Consider the following 21,942-nt stretch of genomic DNA (forward strand, 5'->3'; position numbering starts at 1 on the left):
GCATTCCTGCGGCTCGTCATGATCGAGCACTCCGTCTTCGCCCTGCCGTTCGCCTACCTGTCTGCGCTCACCGCCATGAGCCGCTTCGACGAGTTCAGCTGGCTGACGCTCCTGCTCATCACGATCGCCATGGTCGGTGCGCGTACCTTCGCCATGGCGGCCAACCGGATCATCGACCGGCACATCGACGCACGCAATCCGCGTACCGCCAAGCGTGAACTGGTGACCGGAGCCGTGAGCGTGCGCACCGCCTGGACCGGCGCGATCGTCGCCCTGCTCGTGTTTCTCGGCGCGGCCGCGGCGCTCAACCCGCTCTGCCTGGTGCTGTCGCCGCTCGCGGTGATCCCGCTCGTCGTCTACCCGTACGCCAAGCGCTTCACCGACTGGCCGCACGCCGTCCTGGCGATCGCCCAGGCGGTCGGCCCGGTCGGCGGCTGGCTCGCCGTGACGGGCACCTTCGCGGGCAGCGGCCCGGCCTGGCTGCTCGGCGTGGCGGTCGGCCTCTGGATCGGCGGGTTCGACCTGATCTACGCCTGCCAGGACGCCGAGGTCGACCGGCAGATCGGCGTACGCAGTGTCCCGGCCCGCTACGGCGTGGCCGCCGCCCTGCGCATCTCGACGGTGACGCACCTCGTGACGTTCGCGCTGTTCGTGATCTTCGGTTTCTGGGTCGGCTTCGGCTGGCCCTGGTGGGTCGGGCTCGTCCTGACCGCGATCGCGTTCGCGTACCAGCACGTCATCGTGACGCCGACGGACCTGTCGAAGGTGAATCGGGCGTTCTTCACGTCGAACGGCTTCGTCGGGATCGCGCTGTTCGCCTTCGCGGTCTTCGCCTTGCTCTGAGTTCCGCGCTGGATCAGGGATCCGGGTCGAATCTTGGCCCAAGATTCGACCGAGATCCCTGATCCAGCGCCGACAAGCGGCAGCGCGCGAGGAGCGAGCAGGTCAGCGAGCGCCCAGCTGCCCGGTCCAGCGGGTGAGCAGCGTGTGCTTGACGCCGGCCGCGTCGAGCACCTTGCCCGCGACGAAGTCGACGAGTTGCTGCGCCGTGGCCTCCGCACCGGAGCCGTAAAACCCCGGGCTCGCCGGGAGCACGACGGCTCCGGCGTCGATCAGCTCGACCAGGTGCAGTAGATGGGACCGGGTCACCGGGGTCTCGCGCGGCACGATCACCACCCGGCGCCGCTCCTTCAGGTTCACCTCGGCCGCCCGCTGGAGAAGGTCCTTCGACAGGCCCAGCGCGATACCCGCGCAGGCAGCGGTCGACGCGGGGACGACGATCATCCCCCGAGCCGGGTAGGAGCCGCTGCTCGGTCCGGCCGCGAGATCACCGGCGGGCCAGAAGCGAAGGTCGGCGCCGTCCAGCGAGACGCCCAGCCAGTCGGCGAGATCGGCGGCCCAGTGCGCGTCCCGGAACGGCCGGGCGGTCTCGTCGAGCAGGGTCAGCCGGGCCGCGCGGGAGACCACGAGATCCACCGGCTCCCCGGCTTCGATGAGGCCACGCAGAACAGCGGCGGCGTAGGGCGTACCCGACGCGCCGGACACGCCCACGATCCACGGTTCTCGCCGCACGATTCCAGCCTAACGACCGTTGACCTTGATCTGCGCCGGGCCTAGCGTCAAGGTCATGTTCGTCGTGGAGACCAGCGTCGATGTCGCGCGCCCGATTGAGGAGGTTTTCGCGCTCGTCTCCGATCCCCGCAACGATATCCGCTGGTGGCGCGGCGTACGCGAAGTGCGGCTGCTGGGCGGAGACGGCGGCGTCGGCACGGAGTACGAGCAGCGTGGCCGCCTGCTTGGGCTGCCCTTCTACAACCGCTTCACCGTCGACGAACACGTCCCGCCGCATCGGATCGTCCTGCGGACCACCAAGTCGCTGACCCCGTTCATCGCGGTCTACCAGTTCACCCCGGCCGGTGCGACGGGGACCCGCTTCGCGATGCGGGCGGAGGTCGCCGGGACGGGCCATTTCAAACTCTTCGGGCCGTTGTTCCGGCCATTGCTGCAAGCGGTCGCGCGCTACTACTTCGGCCGGCTGCCGAAGGCGTTCTAGATCGCGTACTCGCCGTACTTCTCGGTGTAGCGATGGGCGTACATGCGCTCGTGGAACTTCACGAACCGCTCGATCACCGTGCTCACCCGCCGGTCCCCGAGCCGTTCGTCGAGCGCCGACAGACCGGCGGTCAGCCGCCCATAATGCTGCGTGTAGAGGTCGGTGAAGTAGCCGACGCTGTCCCCGAAGGCCCGCAGGGCGCCGTCGGCGTCGGCCGCCCGGCGGGCGTGCCAGAGCGCGACGTTGACCTCCTCGTTGGCGATGTCCTTGTGCAACCGGGTCAGCGCGGCCTCCGTCTGCGCCTCCTCGACCAGCAGCGCCAACGCGTCGGCGGCCTGCGTCTTGCGTCGCTCGACGGCTCGCCGGGTCAACCGGTGCACCAACGCCGCCTGCTGCACGCCGGCCATCCGGAGCAGGCGCGTGCCGACGTCGTTCTGGAGGCGTACCAGCAGGGCCGCGTCGAACAGGACGTCCGTGAGCAGACCGTCGGCGACCACCGCGGGCAACGCGCTGTCCACGCGCACGGCCTCCGCGAGGACACCGATGCCGTACGCGAGGGTCGGTGCGACCAGGATCGAATGGGCGCCGAGCGCTGCCAGCTCCATCCGGGCCAGGCTCGGGGCTCGCAGTGTCCGATCGACCGCCCGGTACCGGTTGACGAGCCCGTCCCGGACGACTTCGCCGACCGGGCTGGCGTTCATCGCGTCGGCGACGTCGCGGCAGGTCTCGAGGTCGGCGACGAGCGCGCCCCAGAGCCCGAATTCGACCTCACCCGGCAGGTTGAGCGCTTCGCCCTCGCCCGTCCGGTGGCGGGCGTACTCCTCGGCGATGCCGGCGTGCTTCACCGCCGCCAGGCTGAGGTCGAAGGCGGATGCCCGGCGGGCGATGCGTTGCGGCTGCCCACTGAGCAGCAGTACGCCGGGCGTGCTGCGACCGGCGGAGAGCACCTGGATCATGGCCCGGTTGACCGCCGTGACCAGTTCGAGCCGTTCCCGGCCGGCGTCGCCGAGGGCCGGCGCTCCGAGCCCCATCGCGACGTTGTCGGCGATCGTCTCGAAATACTGGTACGCGTTCATCAGCGCGAGCTTGTTCTCGACGATCGGCCAGCCGTCGGCGTCGATGAGCCCACCGACGAGGGTCACGTTCATCGTGACCAGCTGCGTCAGTCCGGTGACCTGGAGATACTCGTGGCGACGCGGGTTGCTCGCCGAGAAGGCCCAGAGCGTGAATTCGCGGTACGCGCTCTTCGGCAGATGCCGGCGCACCGCGTCGATGATGGCCTCGCAGGTGGCCTCTTGCAGCCGGGCGGCTCGACGGTTCGCGGGCATGGCGCGACCATCACCACCCGTTCTCTTCTGATGGGGTTTCGTCCGCGACAGCCTACGACTCCAGGCCCGGACACACCGACCCGGGCCTCCATAGTGGATCATCGCACCATGGAGGCCTTGGGCCACACCCCAATCAGTAGGACGGACGTCGTTCGTAGGTGTCCGTCGGGTGGCCGCCGGCACCGGCCGTCCCGGCCGCCTCGGCGAACTCGCCCTCGCCTTCGAGGAGGGCGCGCACCTCAGACTCCCGGAACCGTCGGTGACCACCCGGAGTCCGGATGCTGCCGATCCGCCCGGCGGCGGCCCAGCGCGTCACCGTCTTCGGGTCCACCCGGAACAACGCCGCCACCTCACCCGGTGTCAGCAGGCGATCTCCCGTGTCCACACCCACCTCCTAGCGTCGACGGAGCCTCCATGGATTCAGCCCGATGGACTCGGCTCCGTGTGGACGTACGTCCATTAGAGCACCGTCAGAGATAGTTATCCCTGAAACTGCGGATTCGTCATTTTCGCCGCAATTGTCTTGTACTATTTGCGAACCTCATTCGTATATTGCCGCATGCCAGGCTAGTTCGGTGGGAGTTACGCAGGAATCGTCACCATGGTCACAAGGTGGATAGGGTGGCGAGATGGAGCAGCTAGACCGTTGTTGTGACAGCGACCGCGCGTGGGTGACAGAAGCGATCGGCAAGGTCGCGGCCGACGCGAACAGGTCCGCCGACACTCATCTGCTGCCCTTCCCGCTCCCGCCGGCCTGGGGTGTGGACCTCTACCTGAAAGACGAGTCGGTGCACCCGACGGGGTCGCTCAAGCATCGGCTCGCCCGCTCGCTTTTCCTCTACGCGCTCTGCAACGGCTGGATCCGGCCGGACACCACCATCGTCGAGGCGTCCTCCGGCTCGACCGCGGTGAGCGAGGCGTACTTCGCCCGCATGCTCGGCCTGCCGTTCGTCGCGGTGATGCCCGCCTCGACGAGCAAGGAGAAGATCTCGCTGATCGAGTTCCAGGGCGGGCAGTGCCACCTCGTCGACGATCCGGCGCAGGTCGTGGCGGAGGCCGTCCGGCTCGCCGCGGCCCGGGACGGTCACTTCATGGACCAGTTCACGTACGCCGAACGCGCCACCGACTGGCGCGGCAACAACAACATCGCGGAGTCGATCTTCCAGCAGATGGCGCGGGAGGCGCACCCGGTTCCGGCCTGGATCGTCGTCGGCGCGGGCACCGGCGGCACCTCCGCGACCATCGGGCGGTACGTCCGCTATGAGCAGCACTGCACCAAGGTCTGCGTCGTCGACCCGGAGAACTCGGCGTTCTACCCCGCCTGGAAACAGTCCGACTGGACGACCACGACCGGGCTAGGCTCCCGGATCGAGGGAATCGGCCGTCCCCGCGTCGAGGCTTCCTTCCAGCCGTCGGTCGTCGACCGGATGATCGCCGTACCGGACGCCGCGTCACTCGCCGCCATGCGGGTCGGCGCCGAAGTGCTCGGGCGCCGGGTGGGCGGCTCCACCGGGACCAATCTGTGGGGTGCGTTCAGCTTGATCGCCGCCATGGTCGAGGCCGGGGAAAGCGGTTCGGTCGTCACTCTGCTCTGCGACGGCGGCGAGCGGTACGCCAACACGTACTACTCCGACCCATGGGTCCGCGATTCCGGGCTGGACCTGGCCCCCCACGAGGCGGCCATCCGGGAGTTCCTGCGCACCGGACGATGGACCACCGCCTGATCAGCGCGAACGCCTCGGCAGCGTCGTACTGGTCTGCACGGCGACCTGCTTGTCCTTGGTGAGAATGTCACCCGTGTATCGGTAATAGGTGTCGAAGACCGATCCGGACACCCAGTAGTCCGTCATCCCCGGCGCGATCAGCGGCCGCGGGCTGAGCGTCACCGACCAGGAGACGGTCGCGCCGGGCGTGCAATCGACCGTCGTGCTGAAGACCACCGGCGAACTCTTGGTGACCAGATGTCCGGTCAAGGTCACCCGGGCCGCTCCGGCGCAGGCCACCTGGCCCAGGATCAGGAGCTTCGTCGCAGTCTTCCGCCCGACCCGGGACTTGGCGTACCAGGCTGCCGTCACCGTGGCCGTGGCCGTGGCGGGAGCAGGCGAGCCGACGGCGTTGATCAGGATTCGGCCCTTGGCCGACGTCCCGCAGGAACCGGTGAAGGTCGCGTCGAGACCGGTCAGCGTCACCCCGTCGGACGCCCAGGTCAGCGACGTGATCGTGAAACTGTGCGTCTCGGCGGCCGGGCAGCTGCCCCGGCCGGACCACGCCAGGGCCGACCCGTCGCCGGTCGCGTAGGTGCCCGGTTCCAGCGCTCGTCCCGACGGTGCCGTGAACGTCACCTGCGCCGTGGACGACACATCCGTGGCGGACACGGTCAGTGCTTCCGGCGTACCCGAGAAGGCGAAGGAAGCGCCCACGGCGCTGCGGTAGAGCCGCGAGGTCGAGCCCTTGCCGCCCGCGGTCTGCCAGCCGAGCGCGTGCCCGGCGCCCGCCGCGGCCTCGATGGCCGTGCCCACCGGCGCGGCCGCGAGACCTTCGCCGGCGCCGGCCCCGGTGTAGCCGGAGGCGGTCTGCGCACCGCTCAGCCAGACCGGCTCGCTCGTCACGGGATCCACACCGGTCGCGACCAGCGTCATCACGAGGGCGCCCGCAAGCGCGGACGTACGCAGGAGCGGGAACGGGAGACGCACGCGGTCACGGTACGCAAACCCAGGGTCGTCGCCGAATCGGCCGAGCAGCCAGCGTTCCGGCTAAAAGCCGACAGCAGGGCGCCACCGGGGCGCCCTGCTGTCGTCGTCGATCTGAGTCAGTCCTCCTGGACCACGTTGCCGGCGAGCGTCGAGCCGAACAGCTTCGGCAGCGTCGCCGACCACGCCTCGCGCAGCTCGTCGAGCGGGAGGGTGAACTGGCCGGCCACCTCCAACGCCGTCCCCTCACCGGACACGGTGCCCAGCCGGGTCGCCGGGACCTGCCGCTCCTCGCAGAGGGCGGTGAACGCCATCTCGTGGCCCGGCGGCACGGCGACGAGCGCCCGGCCGGTGGACTCCGAGAAGAGGAAGACGAACGGCTGCGAGCCGGTCGACCACTCGGCGGGCAGCTCGATCGCGGCGCCGAAGCCCTTGCGCAGGCTCGACTCCGCGAGCGCCTGAGCGAGCCCACCGTCGGAGAGGTCGTGCGCGGTACGGATCAGCCCGTGCTCGGCCGCCTGCCCGATGGCGTCGCCCAGCCGGCGTTCGGCGGCCAGGTCCACCTGGGGCGGCGTACCGCCGAGGTGCTGGTGCTCCACCCAGGCCCACTCCGAACCGGACAGCTCGTTGCGCGTCTCACCGAGCAGGAACAGCACGTCCCCGGCGTGGCTGAAGCCCATCGGGACCCGCTGCGTCACGTCCTGGTGCACCCCGAGGACGCCGACGATCGGCGTCGGGTGGATCGCGGCCGCCCCGGTCTGGTTGTAGAAGCTGACGTTGCCGCCGGTGACCGGGATGCCGAGCTCGAGGCAGCCGTCGGCGAGCCCGCGAACCGCTTCGGCGAACTGCCACATGACCGCCGGGTCCTCGGGCGAGCCGAAGTTCAGGCAGTTCGTCACCGCGACCGGGTCGGCCCCGGTGACGGCCACGTTCCGGTACGCCTCCGCCAGCGCCAGCTGCGCGCCCGCGTACGGGTCGAGCCGGGCGTAGCGGGAGTTGCCGTCGAGCGAGATCGCGACACCGAGACCGGTGCTCTCGTCGAGCCGGATCAGCCCGGCGTCCTCCGGCTGGGCGAGCACGGTGTTGCCGAGCACGTACCGGTCGTACTGCTCGGTCACCCAGCTCTTGTCGCAGAGGTTCGGCGAGGCGACCATCCGCAGCACGGTGGCACGGAGGTCGTCGCCGGTGGCCGGCTTCGGCAGCGTCTCGGCCCGGTCGGCCTGCAGCAACGGCAGGTCGTTCGGCTCCTTCAGCGGCCGGGCGTACACCGGGCCGTCGTCGACGAGGCTGCCCGGCGGGACGTCCACGACGGTCTCGCCGTGCCAGGTGATCCGCAGCCGGCCGGCGCTCTCGCCGGGCTCCGGCGCGGTGACCACGCCGATCGGGGTGGCCAGGACGCCCCAGAGCTGGGCGATGCCGAGGACGGCGTTGAGCTTGGCCGGCTCGACGACCAGCAGCATCCGCTCCTGCGACTCGCTGGCGAGGACCTCGTGCGGAGTCATCGACGGCTCTCGCAGCGGCACCTTCTCCAGCTGGATCTCCATGCCGGTGCCGGCCGAGGCGCTGGTCTCGGTGAGGGCGCAGGTGAGCCCGGCGCCGCCGAGGTCCTGCACGCCGACGATGAGGTCGGAGTTGTACAGCTCCAGGCAGCTCTCGATGAGCAGCTTCTCGGTGAACGGGTCGCCCACCTGGACGGATGGACGCCGCTGCTCGGAGCCCTCGTCGAAGGTGGCGCTGGCCAGGACGGAGACCCCGCCGATGCCGTCGCGGCCGGTCTTCGCGCCCATCAGGACGACGATGTTGCCGGGGCCGTCGGCCTCCTTGCGCTGCAGCCGGTCGGCCGGCAGCACGCCCACGCAGAGCGCGTTGACCAACGGGTTGCCCTGGTAGGACGGGTCGAAGACGACCTCGCCGCCGATGTTCGGCAGGCCCAGGCAGTTGCCGTAGCCGCCCACGCCCGCGACGACGCCGGGCAGCACCCGGGCGGTGTCGGGGTGGTCGGCCGCACCGAAGCGCAACGGGTCCATGACCGCCAGCGGCCGGGCGCCCATCGCGAGGATGTCCCGGACGATGCCGCCGACGCCGGTGGCCGCACCCTGGTAGGGCTCGACGTAGGACGGATGGTTGTGCGACTCGACCTTGAAGGTGACGGCGAGCTGCTCGGTGATCGCGATGACGCCGGCGTTCTCGCCGATGCCCGCCAGCATGCGGTCGCTCGCCGGCTTCTTCTCGACGAACTGCTTCAAGTGGATCTTGCTCGACTTGTAAGAGCAGTGCTCGCTCCACATGATCGAGTACATCGCCAGCTCCGACTGCGTCGGGCGGCGGCCGAGGATCTGCCGGATCCGCTGGTACTCGTCCTGCTGGAGGCCGAGTTCGGCGTACGGCTGCTCCTCGTCCGGGGTCTGGACGGCGTGGCCGACGGTGTCGAAGTCCAGCTCGACGGAGGTCACGCCTCCACCTCCTCATCGGTCGTCTCCGGCGCGTGATCGACGCCGGGAACGGCGGCCGGGGCGTACGCCGCGGGCACGGTCGCGGCCGCGTACGCCTTGAGCACCGAGGTGAAGAAGCCGAGCCCGTCGATGGAGGGCCCGGTCAGCAGGTCGACCGCGTGCTCGGGGTGCGGCATGATGCCGACCACGTTGCCGGCCTCGTTGCGGACGGCGGCGATGTCGCGCATCGACCCGTTCGGGTTCTCGCCGACGTATCGGGCGACGATCTGGCCGTTGGCCTCGAGCTGGTCGAGCAGCTCCGGGGAGCCCACGTAGCAGCCCTCGCCGTTCTTGACCGGGATGACGATCTCCTGGCTCTCGGCGAAGTCCCGGGTCCAGGCGGTCTGCGTGTTCGCGATCTGGATCCGCTGATCCCGGTTACGGAAGTGCAGGTGCTGATTGCGAGTCAGCGCGCCGGGCAGCAGGTGCGCCTCGCAGAGGATCTGGAAGCCGTTGCAGATGCCCAGGACCGGCAGGCCGTCGTTGGCCGCCTTCGTGATGGTCTCCATCACCGGCGCGAATCGGGCGATCGCACCGCACCGCAGGTAGTCGCCGTAGGAGAAGCCGCCCGGGAGCACCACGGCGTCGACGCCGTGCAGATCCGGGTCGGCGTGCCAAAGGCGGACCGCCTCGGCTCCGGCGTAACGCGCGGCGCGGGCCGCGTCCCCGTCATCGAGTGACCCGGGGAAGGTCACGACTCCGATCTTCACTGCTCGACCCGGACCGTGTAGTCCTCGATCACCGGGTTCGCCAGCAGCTTGTCGGCGATCTCCTTGGCCCGGTCCAGGTCGGCCTCACCGGAGAAGTCGATCTCGACGCGCCGGCCGATGCGTACCGAGGCGACGTCGCTGACGCCTAGGCGGGGCAGCGCGTTGGCGACCGCCTGCCCCTGCGGGTCCAGAATTTCGGGCTTGAGCATGACGTCTACCACGACGCGAGCCACGGGGTTCTCCTTGACGTTGCCAGTCTCGTGCGGGCTGCGCCCAGCCTACCTGCCCGGATGCCGCGACTTGACGGCGACCCGTTCGTTAACGACCGGGGTCGACCCCGCTTTCACCTCGACGGGCGTGGTTTCGCGGGGCTCACACGAGAGAGACGACCGTGAGTGTGGCCAAGATCGCACAGATGGCCGCGCCGACGTAGCGGATGACCGTCAGGCGGACCCGCTTGAGGAGCCAGCGGCCGAGCAGAACGGCGGCGCCGGCGACGGTCGTGAGCGCGACGAACGCGCCCAGGCCGACGGCGACGGCATGCCCGCCGCGAGCCACCAGTGCGGCCGTGGCCAGCTGCGACAGGTCACCCCACTCGGCGGCGAACAGCACGGTGAAGCTCGCCAGCGCCGCCCGCCAGCCGGTCCGGGGCGAGGTGATCTTCTGCGAATACTCCGCCTCGGCCTCCGCCTCCTCGGCGTCGGCCTTCCGAGCGCCCCGGAACAGGATCACCGCCCCGACCGCGAACATCAGCGCCGCGAACAGCGTCACCGGCGTCTTCGGCAGCTTCGCGAGCAGTGCTCCGGCCCCGGCCGCGACCGCGCACTGCACCGCGAACGCGGCGCTCACCCCCAGCCAGACCGGGAGCGGGCGGTACCGCGTACTGAGGACGAGGGTCGCGACGAACGTCTTGTCCGGCAGTTCGACCGGGACGATGAGGATGAAGGCGGTCAGGAACGCGGTGATCCACTCCACGGCGGCCTGCTCTACAGGATCGCGCCGGGCGCGTACGCCGCGGCCCGCGGATGCCGTCCCGTGATCTCCTCCACCTGCCCGGCGATCTCCGCCACCTGGGCGGTCGCCGCCCCGACGAAGGCGGCCCGGTCCTTGACGAGGTCGTCGATCTCCGCCCGGGTCAGGCCCAGCCGCGGATCGGCGGCCAGCCGGTCGAACAGGTCGTTCACCGCCTGGCCCCGTTCCCGCATCGCCAATGCGACGCCGACGGCGTGCTCCTTGATCGCCTCGTGGGCCACCTCCCGGCCGACGCCCTTGCGGACCGCCGCGACGAGGATCTTCGTGGTGGCGAGGAAGGGCAGGAACCGCTCCAGCTCCCGGTCGATGACCGCCGGGTACGCCCCGAACTCGTCGAGCACGGTGAGGAAGGTCTCGAACAGGCCGTCCAGGGCGAAGAACGCGTCGGGCAAGGCCACCCGGCGGACGACGGAACAGGAGACGTCGCCCTCGTTCCACTGGTCCCCGGCCAGCTCGCCGACCATCGACAGGTAACCCCGGACGATCACGGCGAGCCCGTTGATCCGCTCGCTGGAGCGGGTGTTCATCTTGTGCGGCATGGCCGACGAGCCGACCTGACCGGGCTTGAAGCCCTCGGTGGCCAGCTCCTGCCCGACCATGAGCCGGATCGTGGTGGCGAGGCTGGACGGTCCGGCCGCCGCCTGGGCCAGCGCCGCCAGCACGTCGAAGTCGAGCGACCGCGGATAGACCTGACCGACGCTGGTCAGCACCCGTTCGAAGCCGAGGTGCCGGGCGACCGCCTGCTCCAACTCCGCGAGCTTCGTGGCGTCGCCGTCGAGCAGGTCCAGCTGGTCGGCGGCGGTGCCGACCGGACCCTTGATGCCACGCAACGGGTAGCGGCGCAGCAGGTCCTCGACCCGCTCGAAGGCGAGCAGCAGCTCCTGGGCCGCGCTGGCGAAGCGCTTGCCCAAGGTGGTGGCCTGCGCGGCGACGTTGTGCGACCGCCCCGTCATGACCAGCTCGTCGTAACGGACCGCGAGCGCGCCGAGCCGGGCCAGCGCGGCGACCATCCGGTCCCGGATCAGCAGCAGGGAGTCCCGGATCTGCAGCTGCTCGACGTTCTCGGTCAGATCGCGCGAGGTCATGCCCTTGTGGATGTGCTCGTGCCCGGCGAGCGCGCTGAACTCCTCGATCCGCGCCTTCACATCGTGCCGGGTCACTCGCTCCCGCTCCGCGATCGAGGCCAGGTCCACCTGGTCGAGGACCCGCTCGTACGCCTCGACGACGCCGTCCGGCACGGGGATTCCGAGATCCCGTTGCGCCCGGAGGACGGCCAGCCAGAGACGGCGTTCCGCCCGGATCTTCTCCTCGGCCGCCCAGATCGCCGTCATTTCGGCCGAGGCGTACCGGGAGGCCAGCACGTTGGGAATCTTCGGAGCGCTCACCGGACCATCCTACGAACCCGGATCCGGCGGCATGACGGCGGCGACCGGCCGCCGATCAGCTCAGCTCGGCCCAGACGCTCTGCCCGAGCCCGTCCTTCTCGACGCCCCACCGGTCGGACAACGCCTCGACGATGGTCAGCCCGCGCCCGTCGACCTCTTCCGGGCCGGCGATCCGCGGAGCCGGAAGCGCGACGGTCGACCCGCCGTCGGTGACGCGCACCTCGACAGCGTTGCCCGCGCCGAAGTCGCGTACGCGCCAGGCGACCCGGACGACGCCGCCGGGCAGCGGCCCGGCGTGGCGGACGGCATTGCCGACGAGTTCGGCGACGACCGCCACGACATCGGAGAGCAGCGCCGGAGGCAGTACGCCCGCCAGCTCGGCGGCGAGCCGATGACGTGCCTGCTGAGCACCCTGCGCGTGGTGCGGCACCACCACGCACCAAGCCCGTTCAGCGACGGCCATCGTCACGCTCATGCCTCCCTGGACCCTCACCGGTCCCCTCGCGGCAGTCGTACCTCTGCGACCGTACCTCCCCCGTCCCGTGGACGTAAGGACACCCAACCGTTTTGTCGTTCAATAGTCTTTCGGACGAGGTAGAGACCCAACCCGACACCCGGTCGCCGCACTGAGCCATGATCTCCACCCTGCCAGTAGCGTTCGAAAGCCATTTCGACCTCTTCCGGTCGTACTCCGATGCCCCGATCGGAGACCCGGAAGTAGACGGTTCGGCCGTCTTGACCGGCGGTCAGCGTAATCGGCTCGGCCGAACCGGAGTACTTGTCGGCGTTCGTCACGAGTTCGGTCAGCACGGTGACGATGTCCGACCGGTTGCCCAAGGCGGCCGGCAAAGTCCCCGGCAGTGCGACCGAGAGCCGCCGGCGTAGGTGGGCCGGCAGGTCGGCGGCGGCTCCGCGGAGCGCCTCGGTCAGGTCGAACGCCGCCGGATGCACCTCACCCGCCCCGCCGACGCTGCTCGTCAGCAGGCGGTCGACCAGCCGGGCCAGTTCGCCCGAGCGTTGGCCGATGACCCGGATCGCCTCCATCCGCGAACGCGTGTCGAGGGCGTCCCAGTGATCGGTCAGCGTGTCGGCGTACCCCTTGATCACCGTGACCGGCGTCCGCAGCTCGTGGCTGGCCATGGCGACGAACAGGCCGCGCTCGGAGACCTCGCGTCCACCAGGGGCGGCGCTGACGTCGCCGTCGCCGAGAATCGGCAGGCCGACCCGGTCGGTGTAGAGGTGCGCGGCGACCGATCCGGCCAGCCGCATGATCAGGGTCTCGTCCTCGGGATCCAGATACGGCTGATCGGCGCCGAAGACCGCGACGAGGTTGCCGACCACCCGGCCGTCCGCCTCGGCCGACGCGACCAGCAGCCGCCGGATGCCGAAACCGGCCAGGTGCTGGCGGGCCATGGGCTGGATGTCGTTGACGTCGTACTCGTGCACACCCGGACCGGACCGGACCGCCTTCGCATGGTCGGTCATGCCGTCGAAGCGGATCCCGACGAATGGCGCGAGCAGGCCCTGAGCCGCGATCACCCGGCCGTCGGCGATCGCGTACTCCGACGCCGCGAGACCCTGCGCGCCCAGCCCGGCCTGCACCGCGGTGATCAGCTCGCCGATCGCGGGCAGCCCCGCGCCACCGGAGTTGACCTTCTCCAGCATGGCGGTCAGGCCGGTTATCAGCGTTCGGGAGCGGGAGTCCACTTCGTAGATCCTGCCGCCCCCGCGCTGGGAGCGCTACACCCCAAGATGGGAGCGCACCTCACCCGGCCGGTCGGTGATGATCGCGTCCACCCCGAGGCTCACCACGAGGTCGACGTCCGGCAGCTCGTTCACCGTCCAGACGTAGATGTCGTTGCCCTGCGCCTTCAGCCGGCGTACCAGGTCGGGACGGCGGCGGACCAGTTCCAGCCCCGGCCCGGCGATCCGCGCCCCGAAGGGCAGCCGGCTCGGCTTCAACCCCGGCGGGATCAGATCCATCAGCTGCACGCGCGGCAGCGCGGGAGCGAGGGCCCGCACTCGGCGTACCGCCAGGGGGGAAAAGGACATGACGGTGACCTGGACCGGCGCGTCTTCCCGAGGGCGGTCGAGGCCGTGCTTGCGCAGCAGCGCGAGCAGGCGCAGCTCGACGGCCTTGCCGTAGCGGTTGGGGTGCTTGGTCTCGACCAGGAGCCGGACCGGGCGGTCCGCGCCGCGCGCGAGTTCGATCAGCTCGTCGAGGGTGAGGATGGGCTCGCCGCCGAAGTCGACGCCGCGCAACTGCGCGAGCGACCGCTGGGAGACCGGTCCGCGGTGGTCGCTAGTGCGGTCCAGCGTGCGGTCGTGGATCAGGACGAGATGCCCGTCGCGGCTGAGCCGCACGTCGCACTCCAGGCCGTCGGCCCCGTCCGTCAAGGCCTTCTCGTACGCCGACCGGCTGTGCTCCGGGTACGCGGCCGAAGCTCCACGATGTGCGATGACCAGGGGGATCTGTCGCACTAGACGACCCGGGCCGGCTGACCGTCTTCGCTGACCATGGGGCGGCCGCCGGCGGCCCAGTCGAGCATCCCGCCGTCGAGGTTGACCACGTTGTCGTAGCCCTGCTGCTGGAGGTACGCGACGACCTGGCCGGACCGGCCGCCGGAGCGGCAGACCACGACGACGTCGCCGTCGCGCGGGATCTCCTCCAGCCGGGCCGGCACCTCCATCATCGGCAGGTGCACCGCGCCGGGGGCGTGCCCAGCCGTCCACTCGTCGGGCTCTCGGACATCGAGCAGGTACGCGCCGGCCGGCAGTTGGCCGGCGTCGATCACAGGAATCCGCACGCGTCCAGGCTAGCCGTCTACAGCGGGTTGACCCACTTCGGATGGGCGGCCGCCCAGGTCTGCAGGTCGGCGTGCCGGAGCGCGGCGAACAGGCTCGGCGCCTCGCCGGTGAGGAAGACGTAGGACACGTCGCCGACCATGTCCGGATAGCTGGGCACCTTGATCCCGGTCAGGTCGGCCGGGCCAAGCCGCCGCAGGCCGAACAGCAGATCGGTCAGCGACCGGCCCCCGGTGTCGACGGTCAGCGTGCTGCCCACCGCGCGGATGATCTGGTCGAGCTTGAGCGGGTTGTACGCCAGCCCGCTGTCCCCGGCCCGCTGGAAGATCGCCTTGAGCAGTTGCTGCTGGTGGCGCTGGCGGTCGTAGTCGCCGTCGGGCAGCCCGTACCGCTGCCGTGAGTAGTCGAGCGCGTCCGCGCCGTCCATGCGTACGCACCCGACCTTGAACAGCTTGTCGGTGTGGATCGACCGCACTTGGTGATCGACGCAGAGATCGACGCCGCCGAGCAGGTCGATCACCTTCTGGAAGCCGGTGAACTCGATGATCGCGGCTCCGTCGAACTTCATCCCGGTCAACCGGGTGAGTGTGGCCGAGAGCAACCGGACGCCGCCGTCGCCACCGCCGCCGTAGGAGAACGCCGCGTTGATCTTGTCGCTGCCGCCCTCGAACCCCACCGACCGGTCCGCCGGCATCTCCACGAGTAGGTCACGAGGGATCGAGACGAGGCTGACCTTCGTCAGATCCGCGTTCACCTGAGCGATGATGATCGTGTCGGAGCGCTGCCCGGCGTCCGGCGACCACACCCGCTTGTCCGACCCGATCAGCAGGAAGGTCAGCGGGCCGCGCACCTGCGCCTGCCGGAACCGGACCCGGGGATCGGCACCCGTCTCGTCCGGCCGCGACGCGCTCGACAGGAGGTCGCCTCGAGTGACGCTGGAGTCGTAGCGGTGGATCATGAACCGGACCGCGGCGGCGCCACCGATCCCGAGGACGAACGTCAGGATCGCGGCAGCCGCGATGACCAGTGGCCACCGGCGCAGCAGTCGGTCGGAGCGATGCGATGGCACGGTCGGGCGTCCAATCTGGGCTCAGACCGCGGAGTGCGTCGCCTCCGGCTCGGACCTGGGCTCTCGCGTTCAGGTTAAGGCGAGAGCCCGTGGCCCAGATGGGAATTGCGTAACTTTTAGGGGTTCAGGCCGTTATTGCGCGGTTTTATCAGGAATGAGGTATTCGGGGTTGTCGGTGATGAAGTCACCGAGCCGATCCTCCGAGGCCGCCTTGAACATGTCCTGGGTGCCCTGAGTGATGCCTTCACCGGTGCCGAAGTCGGACTTCGCGTACGTGCCGGCGTTGGTCTTGAGCGCGATCAGGTCAGAGCCCGCGAGCGACTTCAGCGTGAAGATGAAGTCGTCGAGCGGCACGCCGTTGGTGTCCATCTTCAGCGAGGCGCCGGCCGCCTTGATCAGTTCGCTCAGCTTCACCGGGTTGGTGATGACGCCGGCGCTGGTCGCTTTCTTCGCCATCGACTTCAACAGCTGCTGCTGGTGCTTCTGCCGGTCGTAGTCGCTGTTCGGCAGTCCGTAGCGCTGCCGGGAGAAGTCCAGCGCCTCCCAGGCCGCCATGTTGCGGCACCCCGCCTTGTGGATCCAGCTGTTGGAGAGCTTGTGGTCGCCGTTGTAGCTGTAGTACTGCGGCTCGCCCTTCTTGTTCTTGATGTAGTGGCTGGACCAGGTGTCCTTCTCCACACACATGTAGACGCCGCCCATGGCCTGGATGACGTTCTTGAAGCCGTTGAAGTCGATCACCACGACGCCGTCGAACTTCAGACCCGTGAGCTGCTCGACCGTCTTCTTCATCAGACCGGCGCCGCCCTGCCAACCCTGGTTGTGCTGCGAGCCGAAGTAGTACGCGGCGTTGATCTTGTCGTGCGCCGTGCCGTTGTAGTTGGCCTTCTTCCAGCTGGGGATGGCCACCTCGGCGTCACGCGGGATCGAGATCAGGTACGCCTGGTCGTGCGTGGCGGGGATGTGCAGGATGATGATCGTGTCGGCCCGAGAGGTGTTCGCGGCCCAGCCGTCGCGCGTGTCGAGGCCGAGCATGAGGATGTCGATCGGGCCCTTCAGGGCGGTCCGCGCGTCCTGCGTCTCGACCTTCCCGCCGTCCTCAGCCACCGAGCCGGTCTCGATCGAACTGGTCAGGTCACCCATCAGAGACTTGGCCGCCGCGACACCGCCGAATCCGACGAGGGTCACGATCGCGCCCAGCGCCATGACCAGCTTCGCCCAGAGGGGGCTGTGGACCTTTTTCTTCTTCTTGGGCTTCAGGTTGTGCCCGCCCGACTTGCCGGAACGTCCGTATTCGCCGCCCCGGGGCGGCTCCTGCCCGTAGGAGTCGTAGCCGTAGGGATCGTCGGGATAACCATTCCCCGCCGACGAACGCCGGCTGCTGGTCTTCGACGGCATGCGACTCCCCTACCTGACGTTCGTTCCGGCGGCCCGGCCGTGGCCACTGGCCGATCACCATAGACAAGCTGTATTACGGTCCGCCACCCCATGAAGATCGATTTGGGGGGGCTTATGGCAGTTGCCCGTAAAGTCGCGCCGTTCGGCCGAGTCCGCCTTGAAGCCCGCTGAACACTTTTAGGAGGCAGACGGGGAACTTGTCGCGTTCGCCGACACGTACGCCTCCATCGTGTCCTTGGCCATGGCGTCGTAGAGAGCCAGTGCCTTGGTCTTGTCCGAGAGCACCACACTCTCGCCGTCGCGGGTCGCGCTGCCCAGGTTGGGGCTGGTGAGGAAGGTCAGTTTGTCGCTGCTCATGCTGCGGAACTGCAGCACCATGTCGGTCAACGCGAAGTCCTTGTCCACCGTGACGGCCTTCGTCAGCGTCTGGAGGAACGCGTTCAGCTTTCCGGGGTTGGCCATCACCCCGGCGCTGGTCGCCTTGTCCAGCATCGCCTTCAGCAGCGCCTGCTGGTGCCGCATCCGGGCGAAGTCGCCGTCGGGGAACTGCTTGCGCTGCCGCACGTAGTCGAGCGCCTCGGCTCCGTCGAAGTGCCGGTTGCCCTTCTGGAACGTCCGGAACGGCTTGTGGATCGACTTGATCGTGCGGTCGACGTACATGTCGACCCCGCCCAGCGCGTCCACGACCTCCTTGAGCCCGCCGAAGTCGATCGAGACGACGTGGTCGATCCGCACTCCGGAGTAGTTCTCCACCGTCTGGACGGCCATCGGCAGCCCACCCCAGGCGAACGACGCGTTGATCTTGGCGTACGTGTCGCCGTACTGCGCGCCGGGCGTCTTCGGGATGTAGACGTAAAGGTCACGCGGGATCGAGACCAGGTATGCGTGCTGGTGATCGGCCGAGATGTGGACGACCACGATCGTGTCGGCCCGCCAGGAGCTGGCCTGCGACATGTCGGTGTCCGGGTCTCGGGAGTCGCTGCCGACGAGCAGGATGTTCATCGCGCCGTCGACCGTCTTCAGCGGACGGTCGCCGACGATCGACGAGAACGGGTCGGTCTTCTGCAGCTTGCTGTTGAGGTTGACCCCGTAGAGCCACACGCCGCCACCGATCAGCAGCGCGACGACGAGCGCGAGGCCGCCCAGGACGAGGGCGATCCGGCCCCACCGCGGCTTGATCTTCCGCTTCGGCTGGCCGTAGGTGCCGCCGGTCCCGCCGGCGGGCGGCCGCGAAGATCCGTTGCCGCCGCTGCCGCCGCGGCCCCCGCCCGGCCGGCTCGACCCGGACCGGTAGGAACCGCGCGAGGAGCCCGGCCGGCTTCCGGACACGCTCGCACGGCCGCTCGTGCGGCCGCCGTCGCGGGGACGCTCAGGCGGGGTCGACCCGCCTTCTGCGCTGTCCCCCGCTCGAGCCGAGCGTGAGGACGGCGGGACAGCCCCGGGGTCCCCGTCGCCGTTCGGCTTGCGAGGGCGGCCGTAGACGCCGCCGGAAGAGTTCGCCATGCCTTCAGGGTACGTACGCGTGCGACACCCAGACGGGTAGCGACGCGACCTCGGCATACCTTCTCGTGCCGGGCGACCAGCGAAAAGCCGGGCGGCGGAGGGAATCTCCACCACCCGGCTTGACAGCTATCCGACGGTCTCCAGCCTGCGGCGGCTCCGGCGACGAACCGGGACGCCAGACCGTCAGACGATCTAGTGGGCGCCCGCGCCGGTCAGCGACCGGACCTCCAGCTCGGCGTACCGGGCGTCGTCGGCCTTCTCGCCGGACAGCATCGTGCCGAGCCACCCGAAGAAGAAGCCGAGCGGGATCGAGATGATGCCGGGGTTCTGCAGCGGGAACCAGGCGAAGTCGGCGTCCGGGAACCAGGACGTCGGCAGGCTGGAGACGACCGGGGAGAAGACGACGAGCAGGACCGCCGACCCCAGGCCGCCGTAGATCGCGGTGGTCGCCCCGACGGTGTTGAACCTCTTCCAGAACAGGCTGTAGAGGATCGCCGGGAGGTTGCCCGACGCCGCGACCGCGAAGGCCAGCGCGACCAGGAACGCCACGTTGAGCTTCTGGGCGAAGATCGCCAGGACGATCGAGATCGCCCCGATCACGAACGCGGAGGCGCGCGCGACGTTGATCTCCTGCCGCTCGGTCGCCTCGCCCTTGCGTACCACGTTGGCGTAGAAGTCGTGGGCCACCGACGAGGAGGAGGCCAGGGTCAGCCCCGCCACCACCGCGAGGATGGTCGCGAACGCCACGGCCGCGATGATCGCGAGCAGCGAAGCGCCCCCGACGTCTCCGCCGAGGAACCGCTTGCCCAACGCCTGGGCCAGCTGCGGCGCGGCCGTGTTGCCACCCGGGTCCTGCGCGGTGATGTCCTTGCTGCCGACCAGGGCCGCGGCGCCGAAGCCCAGGGCCAGGGTGAGCAGGTAGAACGACCCGATGATGCCGATCGCCCAGAGCACGCTGCGCCGCGCGGCCTTCGCCGTCGGCACGGTGTAGAAGCGGATCAGAATGTGCGGCAGACCCGCGGTGCCGAGGACCAGCGCGAGACCGAGCGACAGCAGGTCCATCTTGTTGTAGAAGGTCTGCGTCGGGTCGCCGGCCACTTCCTTGCCGTAGCGCAGCCCGGGCTCCAGGAACGCCGCGCCCTTGCCCGACTTCTCGGCCGCCGCGCCGAGCAGGCTCGACAGATTGAACTTGTACGCCGCCAGCACGAGGACCGCCATGAGGATGGCCCCACCCATGAGCAGGAACGCCTTGACGATCTGGACGTAGGTCGTGCCCTTCATGCCGCCGACGACCACGTAGACGATCATGAGCGCGCCGACGAGGAGAATGGTGGCGATCTTGGCGGTGTCGGCCGACATCCCGAGGAAGGTCTGGCCCGGCTTGATCCCCAGCAACAGCGCGACCAGCGAGCCCGCGCCGACCATCTGGGCGATCAGGTAGAAGACGGAGACCGTGACGGTCGAGACCGCCGCCGCCGACCGGACCGGCCGCTGCCGCATCCGGAAGGCGAGCACGTCGGCCATCGTGTAGCGGCCGGCGTTCCGCAGGAACTCCGCGACCAGCAACAACGCCACCAACCAGGCGACGAGGAAGCCGATGGAGTAGAGGAAGCCGTCGTAGCCGTACAGGGCGATTAGGCCGGCGATGCCGAGGAAGGAGGCGGCGGACATGTAGTCGCCGCCGATCGCCATGCCGTTCTGGAACGCCGAGAACGACCGGCCACCGGCGTAGAAGTCGGTGGCGGTCCGGGTCTGCCGGCTGGCCCAGATCGTGATCACCAAGGTCACCGCGACCAGGACCAGGAACAGGACGATCGTGAGGGTACGGGCGTTGGTCACTTCGCACCCCCCTCGATCTCGGCCTCGACCCGCGTCTTGATGGCCTCGGCGGTGGCGTCCAGCTTGCGGTCGGCGAAGCGGGCGTACATCCAGGCGATCAGGAACGTCGAGAGGAACTGGAGCAGGCCGAAGACGAGCGCGACGTTGACGTTGCCGAACAACACCGTGCCCATGAAGTCCCGCGCGTACGCCGAAAGCAGCACGTACAGCGCGTACCAGAGGAAGAAGGCGACCGTCATGGGGAAGACGAATCGGCGCAGCGTACGCCGCAACCCGGTGAACTCGGGCGTCTGTTGGGCGCGGACGTAGGGGGTTTCGTCGAGATGGGGTGGAGCCGTGGTCATTGCGATCACCGCCTGGGGGAGTTGGTTTCGCGGACCCTAGAGCGGCCCCTCCCGCGCGGTGTAGCGCTGCGTCCCGCATCGATCACGATCTGCGCCGAGCGGTCGCCCGGCTGCGCCGAGTGACCTGGGCCACACCGTTCACCGCAGCTCGCGGTACCGGCCCCGGTAGTGGAGCAGCGGCTCGGCGGCGGCCCCGAACCGGATCTCCGCGACGGTCGCCTCGACGAGCAGGCCCCAGCCGAACGGCGTGGCCTGCTCGACCACGCAACCCGCGGTGGTGCGCTCACCAGCCGGAACAGGTCCCTGGTCGAGCTGCGTCCAGCCCTCGTCCCGGAACAGTCCACCCGGGGCGGGCAGCAATCCGGCGAAGCGATCGGCGAGCTGCCGATCCTCCGGCCCCAGCAGGGTCAGGACGAACCGCCCGGTGCGCTCGGCGGCCGCCCAGAACTCCGACTCGTCGTCGACGAGGCCCAGCACCCGCCCCGGATCGCCGTCCGCGATCACCGCGGAGGACACGGTCAGCCCCGCCCGGTCCCGGCCCTCGCCGGCCGTCCACAAGGTCACCGTCGACGCCATCCGGCCGCGGAGACGGCGTACCGGGGAGCGCAGGTCGTCGGGAGTGGCGAACGGGTCCTCCGAGTGGATCGTCACCCGCTCATCATCCCGCATGATCATTGCGCCAGCCATGCTGTTTCACGAGCGGATTCGCCCCATTCAACAACATGGCTGACGCAATGATCACTCACTTCGCGGCGGTGATCGTGCCCGCCGTGATCGTGCCGTCGGACCCGGTCTGGCCCTGGACCGTGACCGACGCGCCGGCCTTGAGGTCCTTGACCGTGATCGTCGACGACGACTGCACCTTCGTGGTGTCGTTGACCTTGACCGTGACCACGGTGCCGTCGGCCAACTCGACGTAGACCGTGTTGCCGTCGACCAGCTTGACCTTCCCGGTGGTGGCGTTGCGGGTGGAGGTGCCACCGCCTTGCTGGCCGGTGGCGCCTTGCTGGCCGAAGGTGCCGCCGCCGGGGAAGCCGTAGCCGCCACCCGGGAACCCGTACGATCCACGGCCGTTGCCCCCGCCCGGGGTGGTCGCGGTCGCCTCGGTGCCGCCGCCGACCTGGAGTCCGCCGATGAATCCGGCGACGACCAGGACCGCTCCCCCGAGGATGAGGGTGCTGCGAGTGAGCCAGGGCTTGCGTTCGGCCTTGGCGAGGCCGACGGCGAGGTCGTCGATCGGCGCGGTCGGGTCGTCCAGCGTGGACACCTGGTCGCTGTGCTTGCTCATCTGGGACAA

The 21,942-nt window shown here is 69.5% G+C and carries 23 protein-coding genes; 3 read left to right on the plus strand and 20 right to left on the minus strand.

The features are described 5' to 3' along the window. The first annotated feature begins 18 nt into the window (after positions 1–18). Positions 19–843, plus strand: coding sequence for a menaquinone biosynthesis prenyltransferase MqnP (gene mqnP / locus AB0H43_RS00385; RefSeq protein WP_359995675.1), 825 nt, complete (start codon positions 19–21; stop codon positions 841–843). A gap of 102 nt (positions 844–945) precedes the next feature. Here the strand turns inward: mqnP and AB0H43_RS00390 are convergent, their stop codons facing one another. Then, on the minus strand, positions 946–1,572 hold the full coding sequence (locus tag AB0H43_RS00390; protein WP_359994198.1) for a UbiX family flavin prenyltransferase: 627 nt from the start codon (positions 1,570–1,572) through the stop codon (positions 946–948). Positions 1,573–1,627: 55 nt separating this feature from the next. Here AB0H43_RS00390 and AB0H43_RS00395 point away from each other — a divergent pair, with 55 nt between their 5' ends. After that, positions 1,628–2,053, plus strand: coding sequence for an SRPBCC family protein (locus AB0H43_RS00395; RefSeq protein ID WP_359994201.1), 426 nt, complete (start codon positions 1,628–1,630; stop codon positions 2,051–2,053). Here AB0H43_RS00395 and AB0H43_RS00400 read toward each other — a convergent pair. Both AB0H43_RS00400 and AB0H43_RS00405 read right to left on the minus strand, forming a co-directional pair. Next, positions 2,050–3,381, minus strand: coding sequence for a hypothetical protein (locus AB0H43_RS00400; RefSeq protein WP_359994204.1), 1,332 nt, complete (start codon positions 3,379–3,381; stop codon positions 2,050–2,052). The two genes, AB0H43_RS00395 and AB0H43_RS00400, sit on opposite strands and share 4 nt — an antisense overlap. A 133-nt stretch (positions 3,382–3,514) precedes the next feature. Further along, the gene (locus AB0H43_RS00405; protein ID WP_359994206.1) at positions 3,515–3,766 is read right to left on the minus strand and encodes a BldC family transcriptional regulator; all 252 of its coding nucleotides are present in this window, start codon (positions 3,764–3,766) and stop codon (positions 3,515–3,517) included. Between the two features lie 244 nt (positions 3,767–4,010). Between AB0H43_RS00405 and AB0H43_RS00410 the strand changes: the two genes are divergently transcribed. Then, positions 4,011–5,105 (plus strand): PLP-dependent cysteine synthase family protein, encoded by a 1,095-nt coding sequence (locus tag AB0H43_RS00410; RefSeq protein WP_359994209.1) that lies wholly within the window; start codon positions 4,011–4,013, stop codon positions 5,103–5,105. Here the strand turns inward: AB0H43_RS00410 and AB0H43_RS00415 are convergent, their stop codons facing one another. The 17 genes from AB0H43_RS00415 to AB0H43_RS00495 form a co-directional block, all read right to left on the minus strand. Next, positions 5,106–6,074, minus strand: a complete 969-nt coding sequence (locus AB0H43_RS00415) for a hypothetical protein (RefSeq protein ID WP_359994212.1) — start codon at positions 6,072–6,074, stop codon at positions 5,106–5,108. Positions 6,075–6,190: 116 nt separating this feature from the next. Beyond that, positions 6,191–8,524 carry a phosphoribosylformylglycinamidine synthase subunit PurL gene (gene purL, locus AB0H43_RS00420; protein WP_359994215.1) on the minus strand — a complete coding sequence of 778 codons (2,334 nt, stop codon included), beginning with the start codon at positions 8,522–8,524 and terminating at the stop codon, positions 6,191–6,193. Continuing rightward, positions 8,521–9,273, minus strand: a complete 753-nt coding sequence (gene purQ, locus AB0H43_RS00425) for a phosphoribosylformylglycinamidine synthase subunit PurQ (protein ID WP_359994218.1) — start codon at positions 9,271–9,273, stop codon at positions 8,521–8,523. Before purQ ends, purL begins: the two co-directional genes overlap by 4 nt. Next, the gene (purS, locus tag AB0H43_RS00430; RefSeq protein WP_253758909.1) at positions 9,270–9,506 is read right to left on the minus strand and encodes a phosphoribosylformylglycinamidine synthase subunit PurS; all 237 of its coding nucleotides are present in this window, start codon (positions 9,504–9,506) and stop codon (positions 9,270–9,272) included. The genes purQ and purS overlap by 4 nt, the downstream gene beginning before the upstream one ends. A gap of 139 nt (positions 9,507–9,645) precedes the next feature. Next, complete coding sequence (locus AB0H43_RS00435; RefSeq protein ID WP_359994221.1) at positions 9,646–10,248, minus strand: TMEM165/GDT1 family protein; 603 nt, start codon at positions 10,246–10,248, stop codon at positions 9,646–9,648. Positions 10,249–10,259: 11 nt separating this feature from the next. After that, a complete protein-coding gene (gene purB, locus AB0H43_RS00440; RefSeq protein WP_359994224.1) occupies positions 10,260–11,690 on the minus strand; it encodes an adenylosuccinate lyase in 1,431 nt (476 codons plus the stop codon). 55 nt (positions 11,691–11,745) lie between these two features. After that, on the minus strand, positions 11,746–12,153 hold the full coding sequence (locus AB0H43_RS00445) for an ATP-binding protein (RefSeq protein ID WP_359995678.1): 408 nt from the start codon (positions 12,151–12,153) through the stop codon (positions 11,746–11,748). Between the two features lie 26 nt (positions 12,154–12,179). Further along, positions 12,180–13,355, minus strand: a complete 1,176-nt coding sequence (locus tag AB0H43_RS00450) for a HAMP domain-containing sensor histidine kinase (RefSeq protein ID WP_359995681.1) — start codon at positions 13,353–13,355, stop codon at positions 12,180–12,182. A gap of 75 nt (positions 13,356–13,430) precedes the next feature. Then, positions 13,431–14,171 carry a glycerophosphodiester phosphodiesterase family protein gene (locus AB0H43_RS00455; RefSeq protein WP_359994227.1) on the minus strand — a complete coding sequence of 247 codons (741 nt, stop codon included), beginning with the start codon at positions 14,169–14,171 and terminating at the stop codon, positions 13,431–13,433. Beyond that, positions 14,171–14,497, minus strand: coding sequence for a rhodanese-like domain-containing protein (locus AB0H43_RS00460; RefSeq protein ID WP_359994230.1), 327 nt, complete (start codon positions 14,495–14,497; stop codon positions 14,171–14,173). The genes AB0H43_RS00455 and AB0H43_RS00460 overlap by 1 nt, the downstream gene beginning before the upstream one ends. Before the next feature lie 17 nt (positions 14,498–14,514). Next, a complete protein-coding gene (locus AB0H43_RS00465; RefSeq protein WP_359995684.1) occupies positions 14,515–15,453 on the minus strand; it encodes an LCP family protein in 939 nt (312 codons plus the stop codon). Positions 15,454–15,696: 243 nt separating this feature from the next. Continuing rightward, positions 15,697–16,959: an LCP family protein gene (locus tag AB0H43_RS00470; protein ID WP_359994232.1), complete on the minus strand. Its 1,263-nt coding sequence runs from the start codon at positions 16,957–16,959 to the stop codon at positions 15,697–15,699. 177 nt (positions 16,960–17,136) lie between these two features. After that, entirely contained in the window at positions 17,137–18,462 is a 1,326-nt protein-coding gene (locus AB0H43_RS00475; protein ID WP_359994235.1) for an LCP family protein, read from the minus strand. A gap of 192 nt (positions 18,463–18,654) precedes the next feature. Continuing rightward, positions 18,655–20,301 carry a cation acetate symporter gene (locus AB0H43_RS00480; protein WP_359994238.1) on the minus strand — a complete coding sequence of 549 codons (1,647 nt, stop codon included), beginning with the start codon at positions 20,299–20,301 and terminating at the stop codon, positions 18,655–18,657. Next, positions 20,298–20,645, minus strand: a complete 348-nt coding sequence (locus AB0H43_RS00485; RefSeq protein ID WP_359994240.1) for a DUF485 domain-containing protein — start codon at positions 20,643–20,645, stop codon at positions 20,298–20,300. Before AB0H43_RS00485 ends, AB0H43_RS00480 begins: the two co-directional genes overlap by 4 nt. 138 nt (positions 20,646–20,783) lie before the next feature. Next, positions 20,784–21,296, minus strand: coding sequence for a flavin reductase family protein (locus AB0H43_RS00490; protein ID WP_359994242.1), 513 nt, complete (start codon positions 21,294–21,296; stop codon positions 20,784–20,786). A gap of 91 nt (positions 21,297–21,387) precedes the next feature. After that, complete coding sequence (locus AB0H43_RS00495; RefSeq protein WP_359994245.1) at positions 21,388–21,933, minus strand: hypothetical protein; 546 nt, start codon at positions 21,931–21,933, stop codon at positions 21,388–21,390. Positions 21,934–21,942: the final 9 nt, after the last annotated feature.

Origin of the sequence: Hamadaea sp. NPDC050747, assembly GCF_040654195.1 — a bacterium.
Taxonomy (GTDB): Bacteria; Actinomycetota; Actinomycetes; order Mycobacteriales; family Micromonosporaceae; genus Hamadaea.

Coding starts and splice junctions, on each gene's coding strand:
- AB0H43_RS00475 (WP_359994235.1), bottom strand. CDS start 18,462: ATGGCGAACTCTTCCGGCGGCGTCTACGGCCGCCCTCGCAAGCCGAAC.
- AB0H43_RS00410 (WP_359994209.1), top strand. CDS start 4,011: ATGGAGCAGCTAGACCGTTGTTGTGACAGCGACCGCGCGTGGGTGACA.
- AB0H43_RS00450 (WP_359995681.1), bottom strand. CDS start 13,355: ATGCTGGAGAAGGTCAACTCCGGTGGCGCGGGGCTGCCCGCGATCGGC.
- AB0H43_RS00470 (WP_359994232.1), bottom strand. CDS start 16,959: ATGCCGTCGAAGACCAGCAGCCGGCGTTCGTCGGCGGGGAATGGTTAT.
- AB0H43_RS00465 (WP_359995684.1), bottom strand. CDS start 15,453: ATGATCCACCGCTACGACTCCAGCGTCACTCGAGGCGACCTCCTGTCG.
- mqnP (WP_359995675.1), top strand. CDS start 19: ATGATCGAGCACTCCGTCTTCGCCCTGCCGTTCGCCTACCTGTCTGCG.
- AB0H43_RS00400 (WP_359994204.1), bottom strand. CDS start 3,381: ATGCCCGCGAACCGTCGAGCCGCCCGGCTGCAAGAGGCCACCTGCGAG.
- AB0H43_RS00495 (WP_359994245.1), bottom strand. CDS start 21,933: ATGAGCAAGCACAGCGACCAGGTGTCCACGCTGGACGACCCGACCGCG.
- AB0H43_RS00445 (WP_359995678.1), bottom strand. CDS start 12,153: ATGGCCGTCGCTGAACGGGCTTGGTGCGTGGTGGTGCCGCACCACGCG.
- AB0H43_RS00395 (WP_359994201.1), top strand. CDS start 1,628: ATGTTCGTCGTGGAGACCAGCGTCGATGTCGCGCGCCCGATTGAGGAG.
- AB0H43_RS00485 (WP_359994240.1), bottom strand. CDS start 20,645: ATGACCACGGCTCCACCCCATCTCGACGAAACCCCCTACGTCCGCGCC.